The sequence below is a fragment of the Mucilaginibacter sp. genome (genome assembly GCF_035492695.1).
Classification (GTDB): Bacteria; Bacteroidota; Bacteroidia; order Sphingobacteriales; family Sphingobacteriaceae; genus Mucilaginibacter.
On sequence record NZ_DATJJC010000017.1, the window covers coordinates 354,823 to 380,762 of the forward strand.

The following is a 25,940-nucleotide window of genomic DNA, read 5'->3' on the forward strand; positions in this document are numbered from 1 at the left end:
TTCCCCATTTTGGGCAACAATCCCCACATTTTAAGATGGTAAAACGCACTTTATCAGCGTTTAAAAGGGTTTTTGCAACGGTATTATCCAAACGGGGTTTATTAAAATTATATATAATAATATATGATTTTGTATTACAGGGGTTTACTGCGATTGATTGAAGCTGGATGTCTTAAAGCTTAATAAATTGGGTCTTTCCGACAAGGCTTTTATCCTTTTTGCTTATTACCCTGATGAAATAAGTGCCTGGCAGTAATCCGGATACTTCACCTTGCCAGAAAGGCTGTGTGGTGATGGCTTGCTTAACCAATTGCCCGGCACCGCTTGTAATGCTGATCTCGTAGCCTGTATCGGTTGCTGTTTTAGGCTGGATAATGAGGCTTATGTTCGATTTAGCCGGATTCGGGTAAGCGCTTAATACGTTGGCCATGCCGCCTGCCTGGTTTGAATACATCACCTCTGCGGTCTTCGAATAGCTGATATCGTTATTCATATCTTCCTGCACAAGCCGGTATAGATTCGGGCCGGCTACCGGAGCATTGTCGGTGATAGCGTAAACCCCTGCTCCGGTTGAGGTGAGTCCGCCGATGACGTCGAAATGGTTTCCCCTGTCCGTGCTGCGCTCTACAGTGAAACGGGTATAGTTTTCTTCATTTGCGGTTGACCATTGTACTAATACTTGTTTGCCTGTTCCTTTTCCCGCAGTGAAGTCTATCAGTTTGTACGCTAACGCAGGGTTTTGTGTCATAGTTAGCACGAAACGGTCCGACCCAAATGTGCTTGTATCTGCCGTATTTATATCGAAGCTGTAGCTTCCCGTGGTTCGCATATTAATTGAATCTTTTGTAAATGCATCTTTCAAGAATATATCGTAGAGTGCCGGAACACCGGTGATCCGTTTTGCGGTTATGGTATAACTACCATTTGATGTTGCCGAGACCTTCAATGGAATATTGACGGTTCTTGATAAAGGGAGCTGATTGATAGCAAGTGCAACCCGGTCAGCCGACATGCTTGCGAGATGAACTTTTCCTGTGCCTGTCTGGTACCTGGCATCTTCTGCGATATCGAATGTGGTTTTGGTACCACTATCAAAATTAAGTAATGTCTCGTCAGTGTTAATCGTGTCCATAGCTAATTTAATAAGTATGGATCGCCTTACTGTTTCCGCTACCGGTTGAGTAGTCATAAATAAATTAGCCCCTGTTACCTGTGTGCTTATCTTTGCCGACTCATTGAAAGTGAGCGACGCGGTACCAGCGCCCGATGCCTGGACGAAAAATCCAACGCCGCTCGGAATTATGTTTGTGGCATTGTTTACCCCACCAGTTGATTGGCTATATACTCCATAATTCCCGCCGGCTGCCTGTCCGGTGGGGTTAAGCATGTAAATAAACCCGCTTGTATTTGGCGCATATATGCCTGCTGTCGAAACGGAGGAGCTCCAGGTATTCCAGTCAATGGAACTGGCGTATGGATTTCCCACCAGGTTGAAACCTTCAATAGAAGCAAGTCCGGATGTAGTCGTATAGCCCAATGTTTTGGGTGCCGGATTATACCAATCGGCTACCGTGATAGCCCCCTGGTTTAATTTACCCGATGCTGTAATGGTAGCTGCAACCGGTGTAGTGGTGGTCACGAAAGGGTTTACCGTCGCCAGGCTGCCACGGAAGAACATCAGGATGCCCGTGCCAACCGGTAAATTGAAACCTGACCCGTCAAGCTCTATCGTATAATTTGGATCGGCACTCATATCGGCTATGGCCCTGAAATTTCCGGTTACGTACGACGAGTTGTTCGGTACCTTGTCTTCCCTAAACAAGTAAAATGTAGGGTTCCCAGCTTTGGTAAATCCGCCCGGTATGCCGTTAAGACCTGTTGAAGGAATGGCGGCAGCAAGGTAATTCATGCTGAAAATGGTGTTGCCATTAGCCGTAACGCCACTGTTCACCGGCGACGAGATCAATCTGTAACCACGATACCCGGCCCCTCCTGTTACGTACCGCTGCACATTTACAGTGCCTGAAATAGAACCGGATGTCATCTGGCTTATAGTTGCCGAGCCTGAAGCGTTTGACTGTAGCGTAACAAGGTTAACGGTCGAGGACGCATTCGTAATAGTTAGTGCGCCCGTCCCGCTGATATTTACTACAGCGGCAGGCACAATGTTTATGGCCCCTGTTCCCTGGCCTATAAAGTTGGGCGTAGCGTTGTTATTGATAGTGAGGATATTATTGATGGTGAGTGTTGCGCCGTTCTGTACGGTTAATGTGCCTGAGTTAGCTCCGAATGTTACGTAGTATGCCGCTACCGTGGTGTTTGCTAATATTGCAGGCTCCGAACCGGCATAATTCACAACGCCGATACTGGCAAGGTCTGTAGCAGTGGGTACATGGTTGGCGCTCCAGTTTTGCTTAGTGGCCCAGTCGTTGTTTTTGCTTCCCGTCCAGTAATTATCCACAACGCAGGCGATACTTACTTTGGCACTGCTGCTGCCCGACCCGTTTGTTGCCGTTATAGTGAAAATAGTTGCTGCGGTTTGTGCGGTTGGTGTTCCTGTTATAACGCCGGTTGAACTGCTAAAGAGTAGGCCTGCAGGTAAAGTCGCCGGGCTAATGGAATAGCTGGTTGGTGTACCGCCGGTGTTGCTTGGCGTTAAGGCTGTTATAGGAGAGTTAATAGTAAAAACGTTGATAGAAGGATTATAACTTATCAACGGCGCTGATAAGTTTGGCGGACATGAGAGAGTCACTGTCGTATTACCACTGCCAATCGCATTATAAGCTGTAATGGTATAGGTAGTGGCGGAAAACGGACTTGTCGGGGTTCCCGAAAATGTACCTGTGGCGCTGCTGAAGTTTAAACCCGGAGGCAATATCCCGCTTAGATAATATCCGCCTACCGGTGGATACCTGGTTACCGTGTTGCTGGTAAAATCGGACACATACAGATTGCCTTTGCTGTCGGTAACAAGGCCCTCCGGGTCGGTTATCCCCGATATGGTGGTCAAAAGCGTACCAGACCCATTGTAGACGGTTACGGTATGGGTGCCCGAATCGCCGACGTATATGTCCCCCGCGCCATCCACATAGATTGCATTGGGGTTACTTAACCCGGTTATCACCGTTGAAAGATAGCCGCCGGTTGAATTATATTTGGTTACATTTTGGCCGCTATTGTCAAGCACATAAATGTTGTATGATCCATCCACTGCTACTGCTACAGGATTTGTCGTATGCCCTGTAGCTATGTTAAAAGCAAGCGCCCCGCTAATATTGTATTGCGAAACGGTGTTTGCTCCGCCATTGTAATTGCCTTGTGCTACGTATAGGTAATTGGATGCATCCTGGGCTAATCCGTTCGCGGTGCCAAGCCCCTGGATAATGGTTGATTGGTACGCGCCGGCCGAATTGTACTTATCCACATAGGCATTGCCGTGGTTGTTACCCAAGCCATTATTTGTGCGGTGATAATTTAATACATAGCCATTTCCTGATGCATCAAAAGTGATACCCGCCGGTTCGGACAGGTTTGCATTGGTGCCGAATGTTCCCTGGTAAGTACCCGCTGAATTATACTTGCTCACCGAGTTATTGCCGTAATTAACCACATAAATATTCCCGGACGGGTCGATACCCATACCATAAGGATTGCTTAGGGTTGCCCCGGTAAGTTGTACTCCGGCGCCATAGGCAAATGAAGCAACTGGTCCGCCGGAATTGGCGGGAATTAGCGGCGTTATAGCGGTGTTAATAGTATAAACATTTGTAGACGGAGTGTAACTGATATTAGGCGCCTGGGCGTAGCTGTTTATCGCGGCTGAAAATAAAGCGCATGCAAATAAAAGAAACAGCAAATATTTTTTAGATATTCTCATGTAGCAATGTTCGTTTGTCCCGTGAATAATCAATAGTGGATATGTCACAGGCAAATACTATGCTATGTATGTTCAAACGTTTATTTAAACGCGGGCTTTTGGCCCTGTAACCATTAAAAAGACGTTACGGTGTGCTTTAGAGCCAAATGATCAATAGGTTAGTCAATGATGCCCAGTTCCCCGATTCGTGTAACATTGTTCACATAATTACTGACAGGGCTAAGGTTTCAACGATAAAAGTCAGCTAAGTGTTCGGAATCATAAACGCCTTTCTTTCAATCGAACGGAGTTATATTTCAGGCGCGAAGAGGTACTGGGAATTGCCTTAATTATGACATCCCCAACGAGGTGATTTGCAAAACTATAATTTTACAAACCGGGTGACACCAGCCTTGCTTTTGTCCTGATTATTTATGACACTGATTGTGTAAGTGCCTGGCAGCAGCGTCGTTACATCGCCTTGCCAGCATGACTGCGTTGAGTTAACTTGTTTTACTATCAGCCCCGAACTGTTGGTGATCGAAATGCTATAATTTGCCATATCGGCTACTTTTGTGTCGATCACGAGGGTTACGGTCGATTTTGCCGGGTTAGGGTAAACACTCAAATTTCCGGCGATACCGGTCGCAGCTTTTGAATACATCACTTCGGCCGTTTTTGAGTAACGGACGCTGTCATTGATGTCTTCCTGTCTCAGCCGGTAAAAATTCGGTCCGATAGCGGGGGCATTATCTATGAAACTATAAGCACCCAGGCCGGCTGAGCTGACATTGCCGATTACCTCAAAGGTTTTACCTCTGTCGAGGCTGCGTTCAACGGTAAAATGAGTATAATTCTGCTCGTTACGGGTGGCCCAGCTTACCAGTATTTGTGCCGCATCGGCCGCTTTTTTTGCGTCAAAACTCAATAGTTGATAAGCGTAATAGGGATTTTGCCGTACCACCAGGGTAAACCTTTTTGATCCGTAACTCGCCGAGTCTTTGTTAATAATACTGAAATTGTATTTCGGGTTATCACGCATATTCACAGAGTCTTTCATGTATGCATCCATCAGCCAAACATCGTACAATTGTGGTACTTGTTTCAATTCCTTTAGTTCCAGTTGATAAACAGTATCTATAGTGGCCGTAATATTCAACGGGATGCTTTCGCTGGCCTTCGGCAACGGCAATGTGTTGATGGCAAGTGAAATACTATCTGAAGACATACTCGAAAGGTGCCCTTTACCAAAACCTTGCTGGTATGGCGCGTCCTCCGCGGCCGAATATTTTGTAAGGGAACCGCTGTTGAAGCGTATCAGCATATCGTCCATATCAAAAGCCCCCTTGTTCAACTCCATTCTAAGGTAGGGGTTGCTGGCAACCTCGGTGGCCCCCGTACCCATTAACAAGTTGAGTCCAGTCACTTGTGCGGTTGACTTTGCTGTTTCGTTAAAAATGAGCTGGGCTGATGTGCTGGTGGCAACTACCAAAAATGCCTGGCCGCTTGGAATGATATTGGACGCTTTATTGGTGCCAACTCCGCCACCGCCTTTGACATAAGCGCCGAAATTCTGATTGGTCGGGTTAAGTTCGTACATGGTACTACCCACGTTAGATCCGTAGATGCCCGTTGTAGTGGAAGCTGTCTGAAAGCTTTCCCAATCTATGGCGCTGGGATAAGGATTACCTACAAGATTGAAACCCCGTACCGAGGTGGGAGATGCGGCGGTGTAACTTAAGGTGGACGATGACGGGGTAAACCAGTCTTTTACGGTTACCTGGCCTTGTGTCATCGACCCTATTGCAGTCATTACCACGCTTTCGGCGCTGGTGCCGGGGGTATATTTATTGGCAAAGTTGCTGGTGCGGTCGCCCCTGAAGAAGAAGAGGAACCCATTACCAACAGGGATGTTGAAAGTGCCGGCATCGCCATAGATAGAGTACGATGGAGATGCATTTATAGCGCTTAGCGCCCTGAAATTGCCCGACGTGTAAGCCGTGTTCGACGGCGGCATGTTTTCGCGATACAGGTAAAGCGTGGGGTTGCCTGCTTTATCGAATCCTCCGGATGTACCGCCGGAGCCTGTCAATAGCGATGTCGATCCCACGTAATTCAGGCTATATATATTGTTGCCGCTTGCTGTACTTGTGTAAACCGGGGAGGATACCATCCGGTAACCACGATAAGTTGAGCTACCTCCTGTTATATAGCGTTGTACGTAATAGGCACCTGTGATATATCCAACCGAGGTGGAGGGGATGCTACCAATGTAGCCAGATCCATAGCTATCTGACTGAATGATAAAAAAACCGGTGCTATTGTTGGTAATTGCGGCCTGGTAGCCTGATATAGTTACCCCGGAAGTGGAACCCACATAAAAGGTGCCCGAATTGTTAATATTTGCCCCTTGCCCTGTCAGGTTAACGATACAGGCCGAATTGGAAATACCCGAATAAAAAGTACCCGTGTTGGTAATAGGGCAGTTTTGTGTGCCGACATTAATGGTAGCTGCCGAGTCGGCGGTAAACCAGCCCGCGTTGCTAAGGCTCATTCCGTTATTACTGCTGCTGAAAGTCAGCGTTGTTCCGTGCATTTTCGTAACAGCTGCAGATGTCGAATTTTTGATAGCCGAATTTTGTCCTGTAACATTGATAGTTGAGGCGTGATCGATGAATGTTCCCTGGTTGTCAATGATATTCGCAGGTGTGCCGCTTCCTGAAAGTGTTATGGTCGATTTTATGGTAGTCAACGTACCTGTATTGATCAGCTGGCTAAAGTCCTGCAGTGTAAGTGTCGAGCCGGTGAGAAAATTAAGCGCGCCGGCGTTGTTAATACTGGAATGGTTGTTTGGAAAATTAAATGCCGAGCCTGCGGTAAAATTTACCGTGGCCCCTGATGCAATGGCCATGGACGACTGGTACCCTAATTGCGAAGTGCCGCCGATGTTTACCTTACCTGAACCCGAAAAAGTAAGTCCTATAGCGGCAAGGATTGGTTGTGCGGTACTTATACCGCTGTTAATGGTAAGTACGTTTGAACCGGTGAGTTGTACGGTAACGCCGGCCACGCCATAAAGTGTCGATTGTAGCTGGCTAATTGTTAAACTGCTAGTTAGCGTGACAGTTTGCAAGCTTGTGTTAATTACCGCAATGTCGGTTGTTCCACTGCTTCCGGGGTAGCCTGATGAAGGAAACCAATTACCTGATGACGTCCAATTGCCATTGAAGGCGAGGCCTGTCCAGGTATAGGTGGTGGCATTAGCTTTTTGTAGCGTTGTGGATACTACTAAAATAAATAAGTAAAGTCGTACTCTTCTCATAGCATCGGGGTTATGCTCCCACCTCACTAATGGTTAATTATCAACAAACCAGTGATGATAATTAACTATTAATTTACATGTTCTTTATACGATATTAAATGTAGCTAAGTTATATTTTAGGGAAAATATTAATCATTGGTTAAAATACGTTTTGTAACAAGTTGATTTATTGAGAGATATGAATCAGGTAATTGCTGCCATGGGAAAGCCTAGCGCGAAAAATTAGGTGTAAGGGGCTTCAATACTGCGTAAAAACAAAAAACCGCCGCGGAGTTTTCACTCCCGGCGGTTGACGTATATATATGGATTAATTAGGCTACATTTTTACAAATTTGGCGTTTCCAACTTCTTCCTTCGTTTTGCTATCAAATGCTTTGATAACGTAGGTGCCGGGATGTAAGCCGGCAACGCTACCCTGCCAGGTGGCCGAGTTCGTGGTCGATTGACTGATCACCAAACCCGAACTGTTAGTGATCATAATAGTATAGCTATTGATAGTGCCTTTAGGGTTAGCTATCGTCAGGCTGATATTTGAACTGGCCGGATTCGGATATACACTGATGACGCTTTTGATAGCAGCGTCCGCATAGTCGACAGGAACTATATTGGAATAGGATATCGTGTTAGTTACGTCCGTTGACATCAGCCTGTAAAGATTATTTTTTGCCGGCGACGAATCTATTATGCTGTAAGTGCCCAGGCCGGCTGCCTTTACAATGCCTATAATCTCGTAGGTCTTCCCGCTATCTACACTGCGCTGAACGGCGAACCGGGTATAGTTTTGCTCGTTTTCGCATCGCCAGGTTAGTTGTACCTGGTTTGCTGTTCCGGCTAGGGTCTGCATTTTGGTGGCGGCAAAACCAAGCAGCCGATAAGCATACCCTTGGTTTTGACGAACTACAAGTGCAAAGCGATTTGAGCCGAACGAACTGGTGTCGTTTTTAAATACATTAAACCGATAAACAGGGTTATGCCTCATGTCGCATGAGTCTTTTTTATAGGTATCCATCAGCCATATATCATATAGTTGCGGCACTCCCTGCAGGTTTTTCATGCTGAGCGAATAAATACCGTCAGCTGTCGTATTTACCGATAGCCGCGTATTAGTGCCTGAAGCAAGCGGAATAGAATTGATAGCCAGGTTTTCGTTATCGCTCGAGATACTTGAGATACTTACTTTGCCATTACCTGGCTTATAGATCGCATCAAGATCCGGATCAAATTTAGTCGTCGCATCACTTTTAAAACGGATGATCATGTCATCCGTATTTATCGAATCCTGGCTTAATTGCAGCTTAAGGTACTGTATAGGATCTGTTGCTATGGGAGCCGTGCTCATTAAAAGATTGGAGCCAGTTACCTGCGTGCTTGTTTTTGCCGATTCATTAAAAATAAGCTTTGCCGAAGCGCTGCTTGCCACCACCAGGAAACCCTGCCCGCTTGCTATTATGTTGGTTGCATTGTTGGTTCCTATGCCGCCGCCGCCTTTTATGTAGGCGCCAAAGTTTGCATTGAGAGGGTTCAGTTCATAAATAGTATTCCCTACGTTTGTACCGTATATGCCTGTGGTGGTGCTCGATGTTTGAAAATTTTCCCAATCGATTGAACTAGGATAGGGGTTGCCTACCAGGTTAAAACCACGCACCGATGCTGGTGAACCAGCGGTGTAACTTAAGTTAGACGATGCCGGTGTGAACCAGTCTTTTACCGTTACCTGGCCCTGGTTCATGGTGCCGGTGGCGGTCTCAATAGAACTTTCGGCGCTTGTGCCGGGTGTGTATTTATTGGCCAGGTTGCTTACCCTATCGCCCCGGAAAAAGAAAAGAAAGCCATTCCCAACCGGAATATTGAAATTACCGGCATCGCCATCTAAAGTATAGGTGGGTGCGTTGTTAATAGTAGCAACTCCCCTGAAATTACCTGAAATATAGGTGGTATTCGAAGGGCTCATATTTTCGCGGTAAAGATAAATACTTGGATTGCCCGATTTATCAAATCCGCCGCTGGTACCACCCGATCCCGTTGTAAGGGAGCCTGAATTAACATAATTGAGGCTGTAAACATTATTGCCGCTTATTGTACTGGCGTAAACAGGGGAAGAGAATAACCGGTAACTACGATAAGCGGAACTACCGCCAGTGATATATCGCTGTACATAATAAGTGCCTGTAATCCGGCCGATGGAGTTAGTAGGCACGGCGCCCAGATAAGCCGACCCGTAAGCGTCGGATTGAAATATAAAAAACCCGGCGCTGCCCGCCGTGATACCAGCCTGGTACCCTGATATGGTTATCCCGGACGTTGAGCCCACGTAAAAAGTGCCGGTATTGTTAATGGTAGAACTTTGCCCTGTAAGATTAATGATGCATGACGAGTTTGACGTGCCCGCATAGAAGCCGCCAGAATTAGTAATGGGGCAGCTTTGTGTCCCAATATTCAACGTAGCCGCAGAATCGGCAATAAATGTACCCACATTGGTGAGGCTCATGCCGTTATTTCCGCTACTGAAGGATAGCGTTGTGCCCCGCATGCGGCAAACTGCGGATGAGGTAGAGTTTTTGAAAGCCGCATTTTGGCCGGTTATATTAATAGTTGAGCCATGGTCCATGTAGGTGCCCTGGTTATCTATCATATTTGCCGGACTACCGCTCCCTGAAAGGGTTATGGTGGCTTTGGTCGTTGTCAGGGTGCCCGTATTGGTGAGCTGGCTTTGATCCTGAAGCGTTAAAGATGAGCCGGTTAGGAAATTGAGTGCACCGGCATTTGTTATGCCTGAATGATTATTGGGAAAGCTAAATGTTGAGCTTGCTATAAAATTAACTGTTGCCCCTGATAATATCGACATAGATGATTGATACCCGAGTTGTGATGAGCCGCCGATATTTGCTGTTCCGGTGCCTGAAAAAATGATCCCGTTTGAGGCTGACGATGGCTGTGCTGTAGTAAGACCCGAATTTACCGTTAAAACTGCAGAGCCTGAGAACTGGACCTTTACCCCTGATACACCGTAATTGGTTGATTGTAATGAAGCGATAGTTAAACTGGCGCTAAGTGTTATTACCGCATTACTGGTATTGATGCGGGCAATATCGGTAGTGCCCGAACTCCCAGGGTAGCCTGTACTTGGCGACCAGTTCGATGCAGTTGTCCAGTTGCCGCTGGCGCCCCCGTTCCACGTATAGGTTGTACCGGCCTGCGCCCATTGAGCGCCAAATATCAATGCTATTAAGAAAGGGAATAGTAGTCGGATTTTCAACGTGTACGGCTAAATTTTTTCTTTTTTGATGAATATTCTGCAAATGCAGATTATTTATTGCTGAAAGATCAATTATATACCGTTTACACTATCCTTTGCCCATATAATTGGCCTGATAATGCGCCGTTATACGTTACAACACATGATTAGTTTCATACGCGGTTAATTTTTTTAATAAATTGTTACAAAAATATAGAATATCGATATGGCTGGTGCAAAACATGGTTTTATATCCTTTGTTTTGACGAAAATGAAAATAGGCGGGCTGCAAATATTAACTTTTAATTAATAAAAATTAACTGAAAAATTGACCTGGAAAAAATCAATAATTAAATTATTAACCAAGTGTTATTTGGCGATAAAAAAAGAATTATTTAGCGCGGGGTAGTATATTTTGCCTGCGGTAAAGGCTGTAGGCGGCGAAAGCGGATGCCATTATGACAAGCACTACAATCCAGGTATCCAAAGGGCAGTTGGCATCAGGGTCGGCGTCGTCACAGGGAACAGTGGTTTGCGCAACTGCCGTTACAATAGCCATCAGGAAAAATACGAGGACACAAAATCCGGCTTTTAGCTTCATGAAGAATTTCTACAGTTACAAATATAGATTTTTATTTTTACGTGCCCAATTTAACATATGTTTCAAATACTTATAATTGAAAGCGGCCGAACCCTCAGGCAGGCGATCCCCCACAATTGGATTATTTTTGTAAATTGTCGTGGATTTAATAACCAATCTTAACTAAATAATGCCCGGCAAACGGCTTTCTTTATTTGATCGGAACAGCAACGATCTTTTGTTAAAGATAACATGTCTGTTCTGGCTATTCGCGAAATTGTTGAGCTGGAGGATATGGACAACAAACCGTTTATTACCTGTCGTCCCGTTATTCAAAATCCTTGATGGCGTACCCGCAGTTGTACATACGGCAGTATTTTTACTATCGCTGGGGCTTATCCTGTTAGCTTTTTTCAAACCTGGCCGGACTGCCCTGTTGGCATTGTTGTTTGTTGAAATTTTTTCGTGCGTATTGGACATAAACCGGTTGCTGCCATGGGAATACCAGTATGTTTTCACGATCCTTATTTTTTTGCTCAATTTTAAAAGGACAGGCTACATACCGGCATGCATTGCCTTTGTGTTAGTATCCACTTATTTTTACGGCGGTGCCTGCAAATTAAATGAGGACTTTGTGCGCACGGTTTGGAACATACTGATCCTTAAGTTTTTTCTGAAAATACCTGTGCATGTTATTACGCAAAGCTGGGTCCATTACAGCGGGTATTTATTGGGCGTAATCGAATTACTTGCCGGTGTTGGGTTATTGTTCAGGAAGACCCAGGTTTGGTCGGCGATAGTATTGATCACGATGCATATCTTCATTTTGTTGTTGTTCAGCCCTTTTGGGTACCGCGGATATCGCGTACTGTGGCCATGGAATACATCGATGATAGTTTTTCTTTACGTGATCTTTCTGAGAGGAAAGGAGCGGGTGCTGGCCGTTCGGCCCCTGTTACAGGGAATGAACGGACTGGTATTAGTATTTTGGGGCTTTTTGCCCGCCCTGAGTTTTATCGGTTATTGGGATTACAATTTATCATCGGCTTTATTCGCGGCTAATATCCCGAAAATGACAATTTGCGTCGCCGATACCGTCGCCTGCAAACCATTGCAACGATTTTTTAATAGAAATAGCAAAGTGGGTGCCTGCCGGGGCCAGGCAAAAGCGGACATCCAGGCCTGGGCCATAGCCGAAACGGGCGTGTCTGCCTATCCGCAGGTTTGGGTTTATAAAAGAATACAGGAAAAACTCGAAAAGCAATACCCATCCGCCTTGTTCACTTTTACGTATTTTAATCATTACCCTAAAAATAAATAGTGCCTCCTTGGTCAATACTACCCCGTATTAAGATAAAAAGTATAATTTTATCGGGCATGGTTGCATAAAGGTTCTGCCTGTTTTGAAAAACGATTAACTGTTGAGGCAACTATTCATTGTTAATTCATGTACATCAATTAGTCTTGTATATGGCTGATTTTAACCTTGTTGTTTAATTAAAAAGGGCGGATGAGAATAAGTTTTACTTCAATAGTTGCGTTTTTTTTGCTTTTGATCGCTGGTGACGCTTTTGCTCAGCAACAGGTATTGGTTACGCCCGATAACAAGAAAAGTCTGGATGTATTAACCGCTAAAGCCAATGAAACTTTCAGGGCGAACCATCAAAAAGCGATTTCTCTTGCCAAAGCCCATGGGTGGCTCCTTAGCCGCAGAACGAAGAACGGCGGCCTCGTCTCGCTGCAAGGGGTAAACAGCCTTGGCTTTCCTGTATACCTGACAACAGATAACAATATTATATCCGCCGCTACTACCAACACCAATACGGTGCAGCCGGGCGGCTTGCTTGGTTTGAATTTGTCGGGTTCCAGCGCCTTTCTCAACAATAAGCTGGCGATATGGGACGGTGGCTGGGTTTACAGGCAGCACCAGGAGTTTGCAGGTAAAACGATCTCCTACGGTGATACTTCGGTTATTATCGACCATGCTACTCACGTAACCGGCACGATGCTTGCGAAGGGCGTTTATCCTCCGGCAAAGGGCATGGCCTTTAATGCAGCTACACTCCATTCATACGATTTTAATAATGATATAGGAGAAATGAGTGCGGCCGCTTCGGGCTTGCTTTTGTCAAATCACTCTTACGGCGACGAGGCCGGCTGGAATTTTAACGATGCGGCAAACCGCTGGGAATGGTATGGCTTGCCGGGTGATACTGTTGATTATACCTTTGGTTTTTATTCGGACCGTGCGCAGGCGTGGGATAAGATAGCCTATAATGCGCCTTTTTACCTGATTGTAGAATCGGCAGGCAATTCGCGCGGAAGCACCGGTCCGGCAGTGGGATCCACTTATTACGGATACAGCAGTCCTACTAACCAAACCATTGTTAATAAGGGGCCGCGCCCGGCTACTATAAGCAGTAACAGCAGCTACGATTGTATCAGCACCACAGGCAACTCCAAAAATATACTGACCGTAGGCGCTATCAACCCGTTGCCCTATGGGCCGTCCAATTCGCAAAATATTACGACCACTTTTTTTAGTAGCTGGGGGCCTACGGATGATGGCCGCGTTAAGCCCGACCTTGTCGCTAATGGCCTTGATGTATTGTCGACCGGCTCCGGCTCCCCAACAAGTTACATCACCTACTCAGGTACGTCCCAGGCTGCGCCGAATGTAACAGGTTCCCTCTACTTGTTACAGGAATATTATGCCCAAAAACATTCGGGCACTTTTATGCGTGCAGCTACCCTTAAAGGTCTGGCTTGCCATACCGCTTTTGATGCCGGTAATGTCGGGCCCGATTATATCTATGGATGGGGCTTGCTGGATATGAAGAAAGCGGCACAGGCAATAACCGATAATGGAACCAAAAGCCTGATACAGGAGAAGACCCTGGCGCAGGGGCAAACGCAAACTTACAATGTGGTAGCGTCGGGCAACGGGCCGCTGGTGGCTACTATATCATGGACCGACCCGGCGGGCAGCATAACGCCCGACGGCGTGATCAATAGCCGCACACCTAAATTGGTGAACGACCTTGATATCCGTATCAGCGACGGCACAACCATCTACTTGCCGTGGGTGCTGGATCCTGCCAGTCCGTCGCTGGCTGCAACTACCGGGAATAATATCCGCGACAATGTGGAACAGGTTTATATAACGGGCGCCGTCCCCGGCAAGGCGTATACCATTACTGTTTCGCATAAAGGAACGCTTTCATCGGGCTCCCAGGCATATTCCATTATAGCAACAGGTATCGGTGGCGCGGCTTATTGCGCATCAGCTGCGTTGTCAAGTGCCGATTCCCGTATCAACACGGTCAGGCTGTCGAACATCAGTAACTCGCCCGCAGCTGGATGTACTACCTATTCTGATTATACTAATTTGACCGTACGGCTGGAGCAGGGCAAAACTTATCCTCTAAGTTTAACGCTCGGCACCTGTGGCGGTAATTTCGATAAAGCTGCCAAAGTATTTATTGATTGGAACGGCAATGGCACATTTGAGGCCGATGAGCTCGTTGCTACAAGCGGTGTTATAAATGGAACAGGTGTTTACAGCACCAATATAACGGTGCCAGGCACCGTCATACCCGGAAACTTCAGCCTGATGCGCGTGGTGCTAACAGAGACATCCGATCCTTCAACCGTTTCTTCGTGCGGTACCTATGCCAAAGGAGAAACGCAGGATTATCGCGTCCAGTTTCTTCAAACAAGTATCGATGTGGGAGTTGCGGCTATTCTGAGCCCGGCGTCGGGGGGCAGTTGTACAGGGCCTGTGCCGGTGACCATTACCCTTAAAAATTATGGCAGCACAACTATTAATTCCATACCTGTAGCTGTGACCATTAAAGCAGCCGACGGAACTACAACCTCGTTAAGCCAAACATACACAGGGTCGATAACTTCACTTGCGCAGGACGATTTCACCTTTACTTCGTCGTTCAATATTTCGCCCGGTACAAGTTACGTTGTTACGGCAACTACAAACTTATCTGCCGACCTCGTTCCCGGTAATAACACAGTAACCGATACGGTAACAACGCCGGACCAGCCTCAGCTGAGTGATCTTTCTGCTAATTTTTGTAACGCAAGTAATTCGTACCTGCTTAGCGGCACCGGCGACGGCGAAGTTCTCTGGTACAAAACAAGTACAGATACCATACCATTTGCCTATGGCGCACCAACTACAACCACGCAGGCACCGGTGAACGGAAATTATTACGCCGGATTGAACGATTTTCGCGGAACGATTGGCCCGGCTACCAAGAATGTTTTTACAGCAGGGGGTTACAATCAATTCACGCCTTCCATAACCGTATTCTCACGTATTCCTGTAATTATACAGAGTGCCCGTCTTTTCATTGGCAATTCGGGTAAGATAACTTTTACTGTTGCCGATTCAACCGGCGAAGTTGTTTCAACGGCGGTGGTTAACGCTATCGCAACGCGCTCGAATCCCGGACCCGGTGCATTGGATGACGACCCGAATGATATTGGGCAGGTTTATAACCTCAATCTCCTTATCCCCTCGGCGGGCCATTACACCATCAGCACGTCCTACGACGCTGATGCGACGATCTATCGAAGCAATGGCGGCGTCACTGGTTATCCTTTTAAAATTGGTGATGTTTTCAGCATACAGGGTAACACCGCCACATCGGCTTCGGATACGGCATATTATAAGAATTTTTACTATTACCTGTACGATATCCACCTGGTAAGTCCGGGTTGTGCTTCGGCAACAAAGCAATCTGTCTCCGTGGCTAAACCGGTCATCACGCAGAATGGCAATATTTTAAGTTCGAACTTTACAAGCGGAAATCAATGGTACCTGAACAATGCTGCCATAAGCGGGGCAACCGGCCAAACTTATGCAGCGGCACAAAGCGGTAATTACCGCGTGGACATCATTTTAAGTAACGGCTGTGTTTCACAGTCGGATAATTTTGTATACGTTAATACATCAGTAAGTTCTGATAATGATATAGGCCTGGCGGTTTTCCCGGTACCTGCCGACGGACAATTAAATGTGGTGTTTGCCGCGAAGGCGGCATCGGCGTTAACCTTGTCGCTGGTGAACAGCGCAGGACACACCAATTATTCGGCACAACAACAACTTGCGGCCGGCAATTTTAGCACAATTATCAACACGGGTCACCTGCCGCCGGGAACTTACATACTGAAAATACTTTTAGGGAATAAGAAATATGCGCGAAAGATAATTATCGATCGGTAGGGGATAAAGGTCAATTTACGATCTAAATCAGTAAAATAAAAAAGGGCCAACTACATTATGAGCTGGCCCTTTTATTTAAAGTCTGATACCTTTATTTAAAGCAATATTTTACACCTAATCCCGGTGCAATATCGAAGAATGGGCCCGTGGCAAGTTCAAGACGAGGGTTCAGATCGAGGCTGACCGCAATAGGCGAATTAGGTATCACGTATTCCAGGCCAATGACACCATCTGCACCCAGTAATATTTTGTTGCCTGTGTACAGTTGGTCGTCGCCGTTAAATCTTTTGTAATAACCGGCGCCTACAGCGCCAAGGTGTGCACCAAAGCCATAATAAAAGCGGAATCCTTCAACATTAAAGGCTTTTACATTAAGTTCGTATAAGCCGGTAATAACCAGTCCATGTGGCGACCGCAGCCCCGCGATGGCCTCGAGGGACGTTTTTTCGTCCATAAAATATTTGGCCGATACGCCATTTTCATAACCGCCAAATTTTAATCCTGCGGCAAATTGATAATTAGGTCGGTACTCTGGTGCTTGTGCTTTTGCGGTGCTTCCGATAAATAATAATGCACCCAAAATAGATAGAAAGTAAGTAGCTCGTTTCATAGAATTTTATTGCAAATAACGTTATTTTCTGCCTTTTAATGTAACTGACTTTAGTTTAAAGCCATACCAGGCTGATTTCCAAATGCAAAACTTAGTATTAAATATTAGCTATGATAAATAAGTTTTCCACTATTTAACAGGAGCAACGTTTTTTACACCTGATTGTTACGATAGATCTTTTAGAAATAGGCTAAATTAGGCGATCATATAAAACCTGTTTATGAACATCATCCGGATAAGGCACTGCCTGTTTGTATTATTGATGGCGGCTTTGATTGTGCCGTTAAGTTGCGTACAGGGGACGCTCGGAAAAAACAACAGTGATGAATACCATAATGGCATGGTGGTGTGTGCCTATCCCGATGCTGCTAACGCGGGTCTCGAAATATTAAAAAAGGGAGGCGACGCGGTGGATGCAGCGGTAGCTGTACAGTTTGCACTTACGGTAACACATCCGCAGGCTGGTAATATTGGCGGCGGCGGCTTTATGGTTTATCGTTCGGGCAGGGGCGAGGTAAATACACTCGACTTTCGGGAAAAGGCACCTGCAATGGCCAGCCAGGATATGTACCTGGATTCGGCAGGCAATGTGATACCCGGTAAAAGTTTATCAACGCATGCTGCATCCGGGGTCCCAGGTTCGGTCGATGGTATGTTCGAAGCGCACCGTAAATACGGGCGTTTGAAATGGAGCGAGCTGGTGCAGCCTGCTATCGACCTGGCACGTAATGGGTTTAAAATAACAAAACGGCTTGCCGGCGATCTGAACTGGGCATCAAAGGAAATTAAAAAACTGAACCCGGATAAAAACTACTTGCTTAAAGATACAACCTGGCAGGAAGGAGATATATTAATGCAGGAGGATCTGGCAAAAACATTGGAGCAAATACGCGACAAAGGCCGGGACGGATTTTATGACGGCATTGTCGCCGATGAGATCACGGCGGAAATGCAAAGCGGTGCCGGACTGATCACCATGCAAGATCTAAAGAATTATCACTCTGTTTGGCGCAAGGCATTGATCGGACAATACAGGGGTTACAAGATCATCACGATGCCGCCACCATCCAGCGGAGGAGTGGCATTATTGCAATTGCTGCGATCGGTGGAAAATTACCCGTTGACCCGCTGGGGTTTTAACAGTGATTCGACTGTACAATTATGTGTTGAAGCCGAGCGCCGGGTTTACGCCGACCGGTCGAAATACCTGGGCGACCCCGATTTTTTTAAGGTGCCGGTGGATAGCCTGTTAAGGCCGGGATACAATGAAATGCGGATGAGCAGCTTTACCTGGGATAAAGCCACGCCGAGTTCGGACATTTTACCTGGAAAAATCGCAGGCTATGAAAGTGACCAAACCACGCACTATTCAATTGTCGACCGTGACGGGAATGCAGTTTCAATTACAACTACATTGAACGGTTCGTTCGGTTCAAAAATATTTGTAAAAGGCGCCGGGTTTTTGCTGAACAATGAGATGGATGATTTTAGTTCGAAACCGGGCGTGCCTAATATGTTCGGTCTTGTTGGGGGTAAGGCAAACAGCATACAGCCCAACAAACGCATGCTTTCGTCCATGACGCCTACTATAGTAGAGAAAAATGGTAAACTGTTCATGGTGGTTGGAACGCCCGGCGGGGCAACAATTATCACCTCAGTTTTTCAAACCATTATGAACGTCATCGATTTTAAACAGGATATGCAACAAGCAGTAGCATCGAAGCGTTTTCATCACCAGTGGCTCCCCGATATTGTTAATATTGAACAGGGTGCGCTCGATAGCACGGTTCGAACCAAACTGGAGCAAAAGGGTTATAAAATTGTTGAAGGCGGAACGATAGGCCGGGTCGACGCAATATTGAAAACGCAGTGGGGCTATTACGAAGGCGGTGCCGACCCCAGGGGGGATGACACGAAAGTAGGTTTTTAGCGGTTTGCTGATGGTTAATAGCCATTTTCAATCAAAAAAGCGATGAACTATGAACTATGAACCACGAACTAAACTTATACTTGCAGAATTATATTACTTGCAATGCCCTCGCATATAAAACACCAGGAGACGATAGACTACTTTATGAAGGTAGTTTGGCAAACCATGGCTAACCGCTACAATCAGCTGGTCACCGAATTTGGCATAACACAATCTATCGGGTATTTACTTATCAATATTGATGAGCAGGAAGGAACAACGGTGTCGCAGGCGGCAGCTTTGCTTGGATTAAAATCGACGAGCCTTTCGCGGATGCTGAACCAGTTGGAAAAGACGGGGCTTATTTACCGCGAATCGAACCAGGGAGACAAACGGTCGGTTAAAATTTATCTTACCGAGCTGGGGAAGGAGAAGCGGCACCTTGCGCGTGTAGTGGTAAAGCAGTTTAACAATTACCTGAACAAGCACATCAGCGAACACGATAAACAATACCTCATCGACCTGTTGAAAAAGATAAACAAACTCACCGTAAATTATAAACCCGAATAAGCTTCTTTTGCTACTACCGAAAATAAAGCAATCCTGTCCGCGTTGTACCAATGATGTTCAATTTGTTAAAAATTGTTAAGCAGTCGTTTTTGAATTTTAAAACGATAAATTTGCCGGTTGAAAAATGAAGAGGTATCTATTGCCCATATTGCTGATTAGTGCGCTTGTAAGTGGTTGTGGTAAAACTCAAAGCGACAGGGCCAAATACCTTGCGCAAGCAGCCAAAGACGATAAGATACTGGCGGATTATATAGAAGCCAATAATTTAAAGGACAAGGCACTTAAGGCCAATGATACCTCGGGGGTATATTATATCATAATGCGTAACGGGCAGGGAAACGACGTTTTTACATCGTCGACCATAATAACGGTGGGGGATACAGGAAAGGTATTAGGGGCAGATACGGCATTTACGCAGACCAATGAATTTCACCCGTCTTATACCCTGGGACAGGTGATATTAGGCTGGCGGCTTGGTATACCAAAAATGCAAAGAGATGGTATCATACGTTTGCTGATACCTTCGCGGTATGCGTATGGGCCAAACGCGCAAAAAAATATCGGGTTACCGGCTAACGCCATACTGGATTTTAATATAAGACTTTACGATATAACGAACTGATATAAATTATAAATGAAACAAATACTTTTTACTTCTTTAGTGCTTTTTGCCATTGGTATTACGTCGTGCCGCAAAAGTAGCTCGGACCTCGATATCAAACAGTACGACAACCAGCAGATTCAAAATTATATCAGTGCCAATGGTCTTTCGGGTATGGAACGCGACACCACCGGGGGCGATACTACGGGGATATATTACAAAATAATTGATCAGGGAAAGGGGGCAGCCCTGAATTATACCGACGCTGTATCTTACGTATACAAACTTAATACTTTTGATGGTAAATATACCGTACAGGATACTGTTTTGAATCATGCTTATGGCGTGTTGGGCCATGTAGTTCCCCCAGGGCTGCAACTTGCTATTCATAACTTGCTTAAATACAAAGGCGGCAAAATGCGTGTGCTTATTCCTTCACATTTAGGCTATGGCCTGGCAGGTGCGGGTAGTGGTAGCAGTACAGTAACTAACGGACGCATAGCTGGTAATCAATGCCTGGACTATACTATTTACGTTGTATACGACCAAAATAAATATGATGACCTGGTGATCCAGAATTATATGACCGCCAATAGCTTAACAGGATACACCAAAGTTACAGAAGGCCCGGATTCCGGCTTATATTATAAAATTACAACTGTTGGCACCGGAGCACAGGTTAATATCAATTCAACTGTGCAGGCTAACTACGTTGCCAAATTGATGAATAATACGGTTTTTGATGACCACTCATCAATTACCGCCTCATTCAGCGACCTCGGAGGAGGGTCTATCACCAAAGGGTTTGCCGATGGTATGCTGCTTACCAAAAGCGGCGACGGGGGCATATCGATGCTTATACCCTCAAGGCTGGCGTACAGCACTTCAGGCATAACAAACTCCATACCAGTTAATGCCTGCCTCAGGTTTGATGTTACCAATATAACAATAACGCAGTAACTAATGGCTCAATGCCTGTTTGAACGCTTTCAGGCAGCGTTCGCGGGCAAAGGTATGATCGACAATGGGTTTTGGGTATTTGCTGAAATCAGCATATTCCGGCACCCATTTTTTTATGTAAGCAAGTTCAGGGTCGAATTTTTTGGTTTGTGAATCGGGATTAAATATCCTGAAGTAAGGTGCAGCATCGGTCCCTGACCCCGCCGCCCATTGCCAGCCGCCAACATTACTTGCCATTTCGTAGTCCAGCAATTTGCGGGCAAAATAACGCTCGCCCCAGCGCCAGTCTATCAACAGGTCCTTGCTCAGGAAGCTTGCAGCTACCATGCGTACCCGGTTGTGCATAAAACCTGTTGTATTCAGTTCGCGCATGCCCGCGTCTACCAACGGATAGCCGGTTTGCCCATCGCACCAGGCTTTAAACTGTTTTTCGTCGTTCACCCATTTGATTCGATCGTATTCCGGTTTAAAAGCGTGGTCCATAGTCTTCGGGAAATGATCGAGGATCATCATATAAAACTCGCGCCAGATCAGTTCGTTCAGCCAGGTTTTTTCATGATACTCATTTGCTTTCCTGGCCAGGTCGCGAATGCTTACGGTCCCGAAACGCAAATGCAGGCCGATATGCGATGTGCCCCTGATAGCCGGATAATTGCGTTTTTCAGCATAATCCTTTATCACTTTCTCATAATGCGGGTTAGGGAACTCGCGGTCACTTTTTTCAAATCCCATCGATCTTAACGATGGCAAGGCGGCGGCTTTATGTTTATAGAGATTGCCCAGGTACTTTTCGGTAGGGTAGGCTTCCAGGTAAAAGGATTTCAATTTCTGATACCATTTACGCATATAGGGTGTGTAAACGGTATAAGGCAGGCCGTCGTCTTTTACTACTTCGTCTTTTTCGAATATTACCTGGTCCTTATAAGTTTTAAAAACGATGCCATGCTTTTTTAGTAAGGTCTCGATTTTGGCATCCCGTTGTTTGGCATATGGCTCATAATCGTGGTTGGTGTAAACCGTACCGATGGCGTATTCCTTTAATATTCCCTTCCATGCTTCTTCCGCTTTATCGTATCGTACCAGCAGGCTGCTGCCATGCTTCTCCAAATCCGCGGCAAGCTTTTGGATAGTTTGATAAATGAAAGTTACCCTTGCATCGTCCTTGTCTTCTAATTGGTCCAATATTTCCCGGTCAAAAATGAACAGGCATAATACCGGGCCTGACTCTTTAAGTGCGCGATACAGGCCGGCATTGTCATACAGGCGCAGGTCGCGGCGGAACCAGAATATATTTATTAAAGGTTTTTTATCCATAAATATCACTTAGGGCAGCTGACAGATCGGGGTATTCGAAACGGAAGCCTGCACTTTCAATTTTTTTTGACGATACTTTGGTGCTGCCCAATATTACGGTACTCATCTCGCCCATCAGCAGTTTGAATACAAGTCCAGGTACATTCACAGGCCATAGCGGTTTGTGCAGTTGTTTGGCTATAGCCCTCATCAATTGTTTGTTGGTAACCGGGTTGGGCGCAGTCATGTTGAACACGCCCTGTATTTTTTCGTTTTCGATAGCAAAAAGATAAGTATCCACCGCATCCTGCCAATGTATCCATGGCACCCATTGTTTCCCGCTTCCAAACGCCGCGCCTGCGAATAATTTTACCGGCCTGGCCATTTGGGGTAATGCGCCACCGGCCCGGTCTAAAACTACTCCGGTCCTGTATTTTACGATACGTATCCCTAAGTTATTTCCTTCGTCAACGGCATTTTCCCAGGCAACGCAGCATTCGGGCATAAAACCCCGCCCCGGTGCGCTTTCCTCTGTCATCAGGTCGTCGCCGCGGTCGCCATAATATCCAATAGCCGCTGCTGATATAACGGTGTGAATTTTGTTGGTTTTTTTGCGCATCAGGTCATAAATCAGCCTGATAGACTCAGTTCGGCTGTCTATCAGTTCCTTTTTGCGCTCGCCGGTCCATCGCTTATCCGCAATGCCGGCTCCGGCCAGGTGAATCAGGATGTCGACGTCATCAATACATTTTTCGTCAATTTCATTTTTGTGCACGTCCCATAAAAAAGTTTTTACCCGGCTGTCGTTACCTGGCTTGCGGCTGAGATGGCTAACGGTATATCCCCTTTTTAACAAAGCGTCGGTCAATGGTTTGCCGATGGAGCCGGTACCCCCGGTTACCAGGATGTTTTTATTTGGAGATGCTTGGTTCATTGAAGGTGGCAGCAGTTTAATGCAACATACGAAATTACACCGACATGGGTTTCTCGGTGTGATTATGCAGCAATTGCAGCGACTGCTTAAAGGTAACGCACTCGCGTGGTAAAATGTCTTTTATGCAATCCTCGGTACAAACAGAATCGTATCTCAAATTTTCGAGCAGGCTTTGTGCCTCGGGATAATTGATCGGCGACAGGAAGTTTGCCAGGTATGCGGACAGTCTCGAATTTAACCGTGGCAGGGTTACGATGTTTGGCCTCTCATCCGCATAAGTAGCTATGTATAACAAAAGCATTTGTTTGAACGTGATGGTTTGCGGGCCGCCAATTTCAAATTTGCGGTTATAAGTCGAACGGTTAAGCAAACAATCGAGCAGGTAGCCCAATAAATCGCCAATATAGATGGGCTGGATATTAGCTTCGGACCATGCCTTGGTGATCACGATCGGTTTATTTTCTGTCAATGCCCTGAAAAGTTCCATGGAGATGCTGCCCGGCCCGACGATCATGGAGGTTTGTAAGCCTGTCAGTGAAGCGCGGCCGGATGCGAGTATTTTTTCAATATGCTCGCGCGAAGTTGCATGCAGGTCGCCCACGGTTATTAGCTGGCTGCAGTGGGTCTTATTCAGCGCATCCATGAAATTTTGAGCAGATAACGCCTCCAGCCCGGCAAAGCCCGATGTTTGCGTAAGCCGGTTAGCCAGATAAAAGGCAGCATCAATATCTACCGGGAAATCTTCGATGCTATGCGACCGCAACAGATCGCCATTAAGAACCACAATGCCGTCGTAATTATGCTGAGTTGTAAAATATTTTTTGTCGCGGGCAACACATATAACCTGGTGCCCCTTTTCTATCAGGCAAGGTATAAGTTGGCTGGCAATGTAACTGTTAGCACCGGCAAGCAATACTTTCATCTAATGCTCAACAATAAAAGCGGGAAGGTGTTTTTATTATTTGACGGCCCGCAGATAAATGACTAACGAGCGATCAAATATTTACATTGTCCAGCACCAAAACCTTCGAGCACAATGGTTTAGCATACTGCTCGGCGAAGATCACATGTGTTGGGTCGTGCTGGTAGGCTTCTTCTTCTTCAAGTGTGTTAAAAAGCAAGAGGAGCGATACATCGTACGAACGGTCGATCACATCCCGGTTAGTATCAGCAGCCACACCAATATGCATATCGCGGATATGGATTATAGGCTTCAGCAATTCCAGGCCTTCGATAAGTTTTGCTTTGTCTTCCTTGTTTTTTAGCCAGAAATGTACGTGATGTACGAATGTGTTGTTGAGATACATGATTGTGAGATTATTTTAGGCGAAAGATGCCCATAAATTGGATGAAATGCAATAAATACGTGGCTTTGTTACTTTGGAGTTACATTAAAATTATGATTACTCAAATGTTGCCCCGATGTCAAATAACACCCTACATTATGCTTTAAGATTAATTTATTGCAAATTTGCGGGTTGACTGGTCAGAGGTATTTTAATATATGAGCGGAAAAACGATATTGGTTTGGTTCAGGAACGATCTTCGCATCCACGATAACGAAATATTGCTTGAGGCTACAAAGAAGGCAGACAAAGTACTCCCTGTGTACTGTTTCGATCCGTTCTATTTCAAAAAAACAGACCTCGGCCTTGATAAAACGGGCAGCATTCGCGCCCGCTTTTTACTGGAGTCTGTGGCCAACCTCCGCAAAAACCTGCATAAGCTCGGCAGTGAATTGGTGGTGCGCACCGGCGATCCGGCAGAGATCATCCCGCAATTAGCGCAGCAATACCAGGTTAGCGAAGTATACCATCACCGCGAGGTTGCGTACGAGGAGACAGAAATTTCGGAAGCAGTAGAGACTGCGCTCTGGAAGATAAAGCTTAATCTTAAACATTTTATCGGCCACACCTTATACCATAAAGAGGACCTTCCCTTTCCGATAAAAGATATTCCCGACAGTTTCGCAACGTTCAAAAAGAAAATAGAGCGCGACAGCGATGTGCGGCCGTGTATCGAAACACCTCGGCATATTATTACACCGGAGATAGCAGAAGCGGGGAACATACCAACGCTTACCGAGCTGGGTTTAAGAACGCCTGATGCCGATCCGAGGGTGGATTTTCATTACGAAGGCGGAGAAACGGCGGCTTTACGGCAAATGCATCACTATATATCGAGCCTGGATAATATGCCGGTGCATAAAGGCGCAAGGCACATGTCCGATGCACCCTCAAGGCTATCGGCCTGGATATCGCTGGGCTGCCTTTCGCAGCGGATGGTTTACCACGAGGTAACCAAGCATGCCAATGGCGTGCATACATCAGGTTCGCCGCTGATCTTAGAATTACTGTGGCGCGATTATTTCCGTTTTATGTTTAAAAAGCACGGCAGGCAGTTTTTCAATGCCGCGGGCATTAATGGCGACGTTGCGCAACCACCAGCCGGCGGAGACGAGGTATTTGAACTTTGGAAAAACGGCCATACGGGTGTGCCTTTTGTGGATGCTGCCATGCACGAATTGAATGCCACCGGGTACATTACCAATAATAAACGCCAGATAGTAGCGGCTTTTTTAATAAATACACTGAAAACAGACTGGAGAGAGGGTGCGGCATATTTTGAAGAAAAACTTATCGATTATTCCCCGGCAAGCAATTTTGGTAACTGGGCATTTGTAGCCGGGGTGGCAAACCATACGCGCGACAACCGGTACTTTGCAAGCGTAAAAATGGCAGAGAAACCGGAGACGGAAAGCGATTTTATCAGCACCTGGCTGCCTGAGATAAACGACAGCAATAGCCTGGTCGAGGTTTAAATTAGCT

Annotated in this window: 16 protein-coding genes; 7 read left to right on the forward strand and 9 right to left on the reverse strand. The window is 46.0% G+C overall.

All coding sequences use genetic code 11. The features are described from left to right. Nucleotides 1–172 precede the first annotated feature (172 nt). The 4 genes from VL525_RS12495 to VL525_RS12510 all read right to left on the reverse strand — a co-directional run bounded on the left by VL525_RS12495 (nucleotide 173) and on the right by VL525_RS12510 (nucleotide 11,014). Nucleotides 173–3,877 carry a putative Ig domain-containing protein gene (locus tag VL525_RS12495; RefSeq protein ID WP_325387010.1) on the reverse strand — a complete coding sequence of 1,235 codons (3,705 nt, stop codon included), beginning with the start codon at nucleotides 3,875–3,877 and terminating at the stop codon, nucleotides 173–175. 361 nt (nucleotides 3,878–4,238) lie between these two features. Next, nucleotides 4,239–7,178 carry a T9SS type A sorting domain-containing protein gene (locus VL525_RS12500; RefSeq protein WP_325387012.1) on the reverse strand — a complete coding sequence of 980 codons (2,940 nt, stop codon included), beginning with the start codon at nucleotides 7,176–7,178 and terminating at the stop codon, nucleotides 4,239–4,241. 316 nt (nucleotides 7,179–7,494) lie between these two features. Continuing rightward, nucleotides 7,495–10,434, reverse strand: a complete 2,940-nt coding sequence (locus tag VL525_RS12505; protein WP_325387014.1) for a T9SS type A sorting domain-containing protein — start codon at nucleotides 10,432–10,434, stop codon at nucleotides 7,495–7,497. A 370-nt stretch (nucleotides 10,435–10,804) separates the two neighbouring features. After that, the gene (locus tag VL525_RS12510; RefSeq protein WP_325387016.1) at nucleotides 10,805–11,014 is read right to left on the reverse strand and encodes a hypothetical protein; all 210 of its coding nucleotides are present in this window, start codon (nucleotides 11,012–11,014) and stop codon (nucleotides 10,805–10,807) included. Between the two features lie 259 nt (nucleotides 11,015–11,273). Between VL525_RS12510 and VL525_RS12515 the strand changes: the two genes are divergently transcribed. Further along, the gene (locus tag VL525_RS12515) at nucleotides 11,274–12,314 is read left to right on the forward strand and encodes a hypothetical protein (protein WP_325387018.1); all 1,041 of its coding nucleotides are present in this window, start codon (nucleotides 11,274–11,276) and stop codon (nucleotides 12,312–12,314) included. A 189-nt stretch (nucleotides 12,315–12,503) separates the two neighbouring features. Next, nucleotides 12,504–16,235 (forward strand): S8 family serine peptidase, encoded by a 3,732-nt coding sequence (locus VL525_RS12520; protein WP_325387019.1) that lies wholly within the window; start codon nucleotides 12,504–12,506, stop codon nucleotides 16,233–16,235. A gap of 91 nt (nucleotides 16,236–16,326) precedes the next feature. Here the strand turns inward: VL525_RS12520 and VL525_RS12525 are convergent, their stop codons facing one another. Then, nucleotides 16,327–16,845, reverse strand: coding sequence for a hypothetical protein (locus tag VL525_RS12525; protein WP_325387020.1), 519 nt, complete (start codon nucleotides 16,843–16,845; stop codon nucleotides 16,327–16,329). Between the two features lie 220 nt (nucleotides 16,846–17,065). On the opposite strand from VL525_RS12525, the gene ggt reads away from it, so the two are divergent. From ggt to VL525_RS12545, 4 genes are all read left to right on the forward strand, one after another. Beyond that, on the forward strand, nucleotides 17,066–18,775 hold the full coding sequence (gene ggt, locus VL525_RS12530) for a gamma-glutamyltransferase (RefSeq protein ID WP_325387022.1): 1,710 nt from the start codon (nucleotides 17,066–17,068) through the stop codon (nucleotides 18,773–18,775). Nucleotides 18,776–18,889: 114 nt separating this feature from the next. After that, on the forward strand, nucleotides 18,890–19,324 hold the full coding sequence (locus VL525_RS12535) for a MarR family winged helix-turn-helix transcriptional regulator (RefSeq protein WP_187359845.1): 435 nt from the start codon (nucleotides 18,890–18,892) through the stop codon (nucleotides 19,322–19,324). A 124-nt stretch (nucleotides 19,325–19,448) separates the two neighbouring features. After that, nucleotides 19,449–19,946, forward strand: a complete 498-nt coding sequence (locus VL525_RS12540) for an FKBP-type peptidyl-prolyl cis-trans isomerase (RefSeq protein ID WP_325387024.1) — start codon at nucleotides 19,449–19,451, stop codon at nucleotides 19,944–19,946. Nucleotides 19,947–19,958: 12 nt separating this feature from the next. Beyond that, complete coding sequence (locus VL525_RS12545) at nucleotides 19,959–20,885, forward strand: FKBP-type peptidyl-prolyl cis-trans isomerase (RefSeq protein ID WP_325387026.1); 927 nt, start codon at nucleotides 19,959–19,961, stop codon at nucleotides 20,883–20,885. Here VL525_RS12545 and VL525_RS12550 read toward each other — a convergent pair whose 3' ends face one another. From VL525_RS12550 to VL525_RS12565, 4 genes are all read right to left on the reverse strand, one after another. After that, a complete protein-coding gene (locus tag VL525_RS12550; RefSeq protein WP_325387028.1) occupies nucleotides 20,886–22,199 on the reverse strand; it encodes a deoxyribodipyrimidine photo-lyase in 1,314 nt (437 codons plus the stop codon). Further along, entirely contained in the window at nucleotides 22,192–23,112 is a 921-nt protein-coding gene (locus VL525_RS12555; protein ID WP_325387030.1) for a TIGR01777 family oxidoreductase, read from the reverse strand. Before VL525_RS12555 ends, VL525_RS12550 begins: the two co-directional genes overlap by 8 nt. A gap of 34 nt (nucleotides 23,113–23,146) precedes the next feature. After that, entirely contained in the window at nucleotides 23,147–24,034 is an 888-nt protein-coding gene (locus VL525_RS12560; RefSeq protein WP_325387032.1) for an NAD(P)H-binding protein, read from the reverse strand. Nucleotides 24,035–24,107: 73 nt separating this feature from the next. After that, on the reverse strand, nucleotides 24,108–24,419 hold the full coding sequence (locus tag VL525_RS12565; RefSeq protein ID WP_325387034.1) for a Dabb family protein: 312 nt from the start codon (nucleotides 24,417–24,419) through the stop codon (nucleotides 24,108–24,110). Between the two features lie 197 nt (nucleotides 24,420–24,616). Between VL525_RS12565 and VL525_RS12570 the strand changes: the two genes are divergently transcribed. Further along, entirely contained in the window at nucleotides 24,617–25,933 is a 1,317-nt protein-coding gene (locus VL525_RS12570; protein WP_325387036.1) for a DASH family cryptochrome, read from the forward strand. Nucleotides 25,934–25,940 lie beyond the last annotated feature (7 nt).

What these genes read in the sequence shown, in the direction of transcription:
- VL525_RS12540 (WP_325387024.1), top strand. Translation starts at nt 19,449, where the DNA reads ATGAAGAGGTATCTATTGCCCATATTGCTGATTAGTGCGCTTGTAAGT.
- VL525_RS12550 (WP_325387028.1), bottom strand. Translation starts at nt 22,199, where the DNA reads ATGGATAAAAAACCTTTAATAAATATATTCTGGTTCCGCCGCGACCTG.
- VL525_RS12510 (WP_325387016.1), bottom strand. Translation starts at nt 11,014, where the DNA reads ATGAAGCTAAAAGCCGGATTTTGTGTCCTCGTATTTTTCCTGATGGCT.
- VL525_RS12565 (WP_325387034.1), bottom strand. Translation starts at nt 24,419, where the DNA reads ATGTATCTCAACAACACATTCGTACATCACGTACATTTCTGGCTAAAA.
- VL525_RS12545 (WP_325387026.1), top strand. Translation starts at nt 19,959, where the DNA reads ATGAAACAAATACTTTTTACTTCTTTAGTGCTTTTTGCCATTGGTATT.
- VL525_RS12500 (WP_325387012.1), bottom strand. Translation starts at nt 7,178, where the DNA reads ATGAGAAGAGTACGACTTTACTTATTTATTTTAGTAGTATCCACAACG.
- VL525_RS12525 (WP_325387020.1), bottom strand. Translation starts at nt 16,845, where the DNA reads ATGAAACGAGCTACTTACTTTCTATCTATTTTGGGTGCATTATTATTT.
- VL525_RS12520 (WP_325387019.1), top strand. Translation starts at nt 12,504, where the DNA reads ATGAGAATAAGTTTTACTTCAATAGTTGCGTTTTTTTTGCTTTTGATC.
- VL525_RS12570 (WP_325387036.1), top strand. Translation starts at nt 24,617, where the DNA reads ATGAGCGGAAAAACGATATTGGTTTGGTTCAGGAACGATCTTCGCATC.
- VL525_RS12560 (WP_325387032.1), bottom strand. Translation starts at nt 24,034, where the DNA reads ATGAAAGTATTGCTTGCCGGTGCTAACAGTTACATTGCCAGCCAACTT.
- VL525_RS12495 (WP_325387010.1), bottom strand. Translation starts at nt 3,877, where the DNA reads ATGAGAATATCTAAAAAATATTTGCTGTTTCTTTTATTTGCATGCGCT.
- ggt (WP_325387022.1), top strand. Translation starts at nt 17,066, where the DNA reads ATGAACATCATCCGGATAAGGCACTGCCTGTTTGTATTATTGATGGCG.
- VL525_RS12555 (WP_325387030.1), bottom strand. Translation starts at nt 23,112, where the DNA reads ATGAACCAAGCATCTCCAAATAAAAACATCCTGGTAACCGGGGGTACC.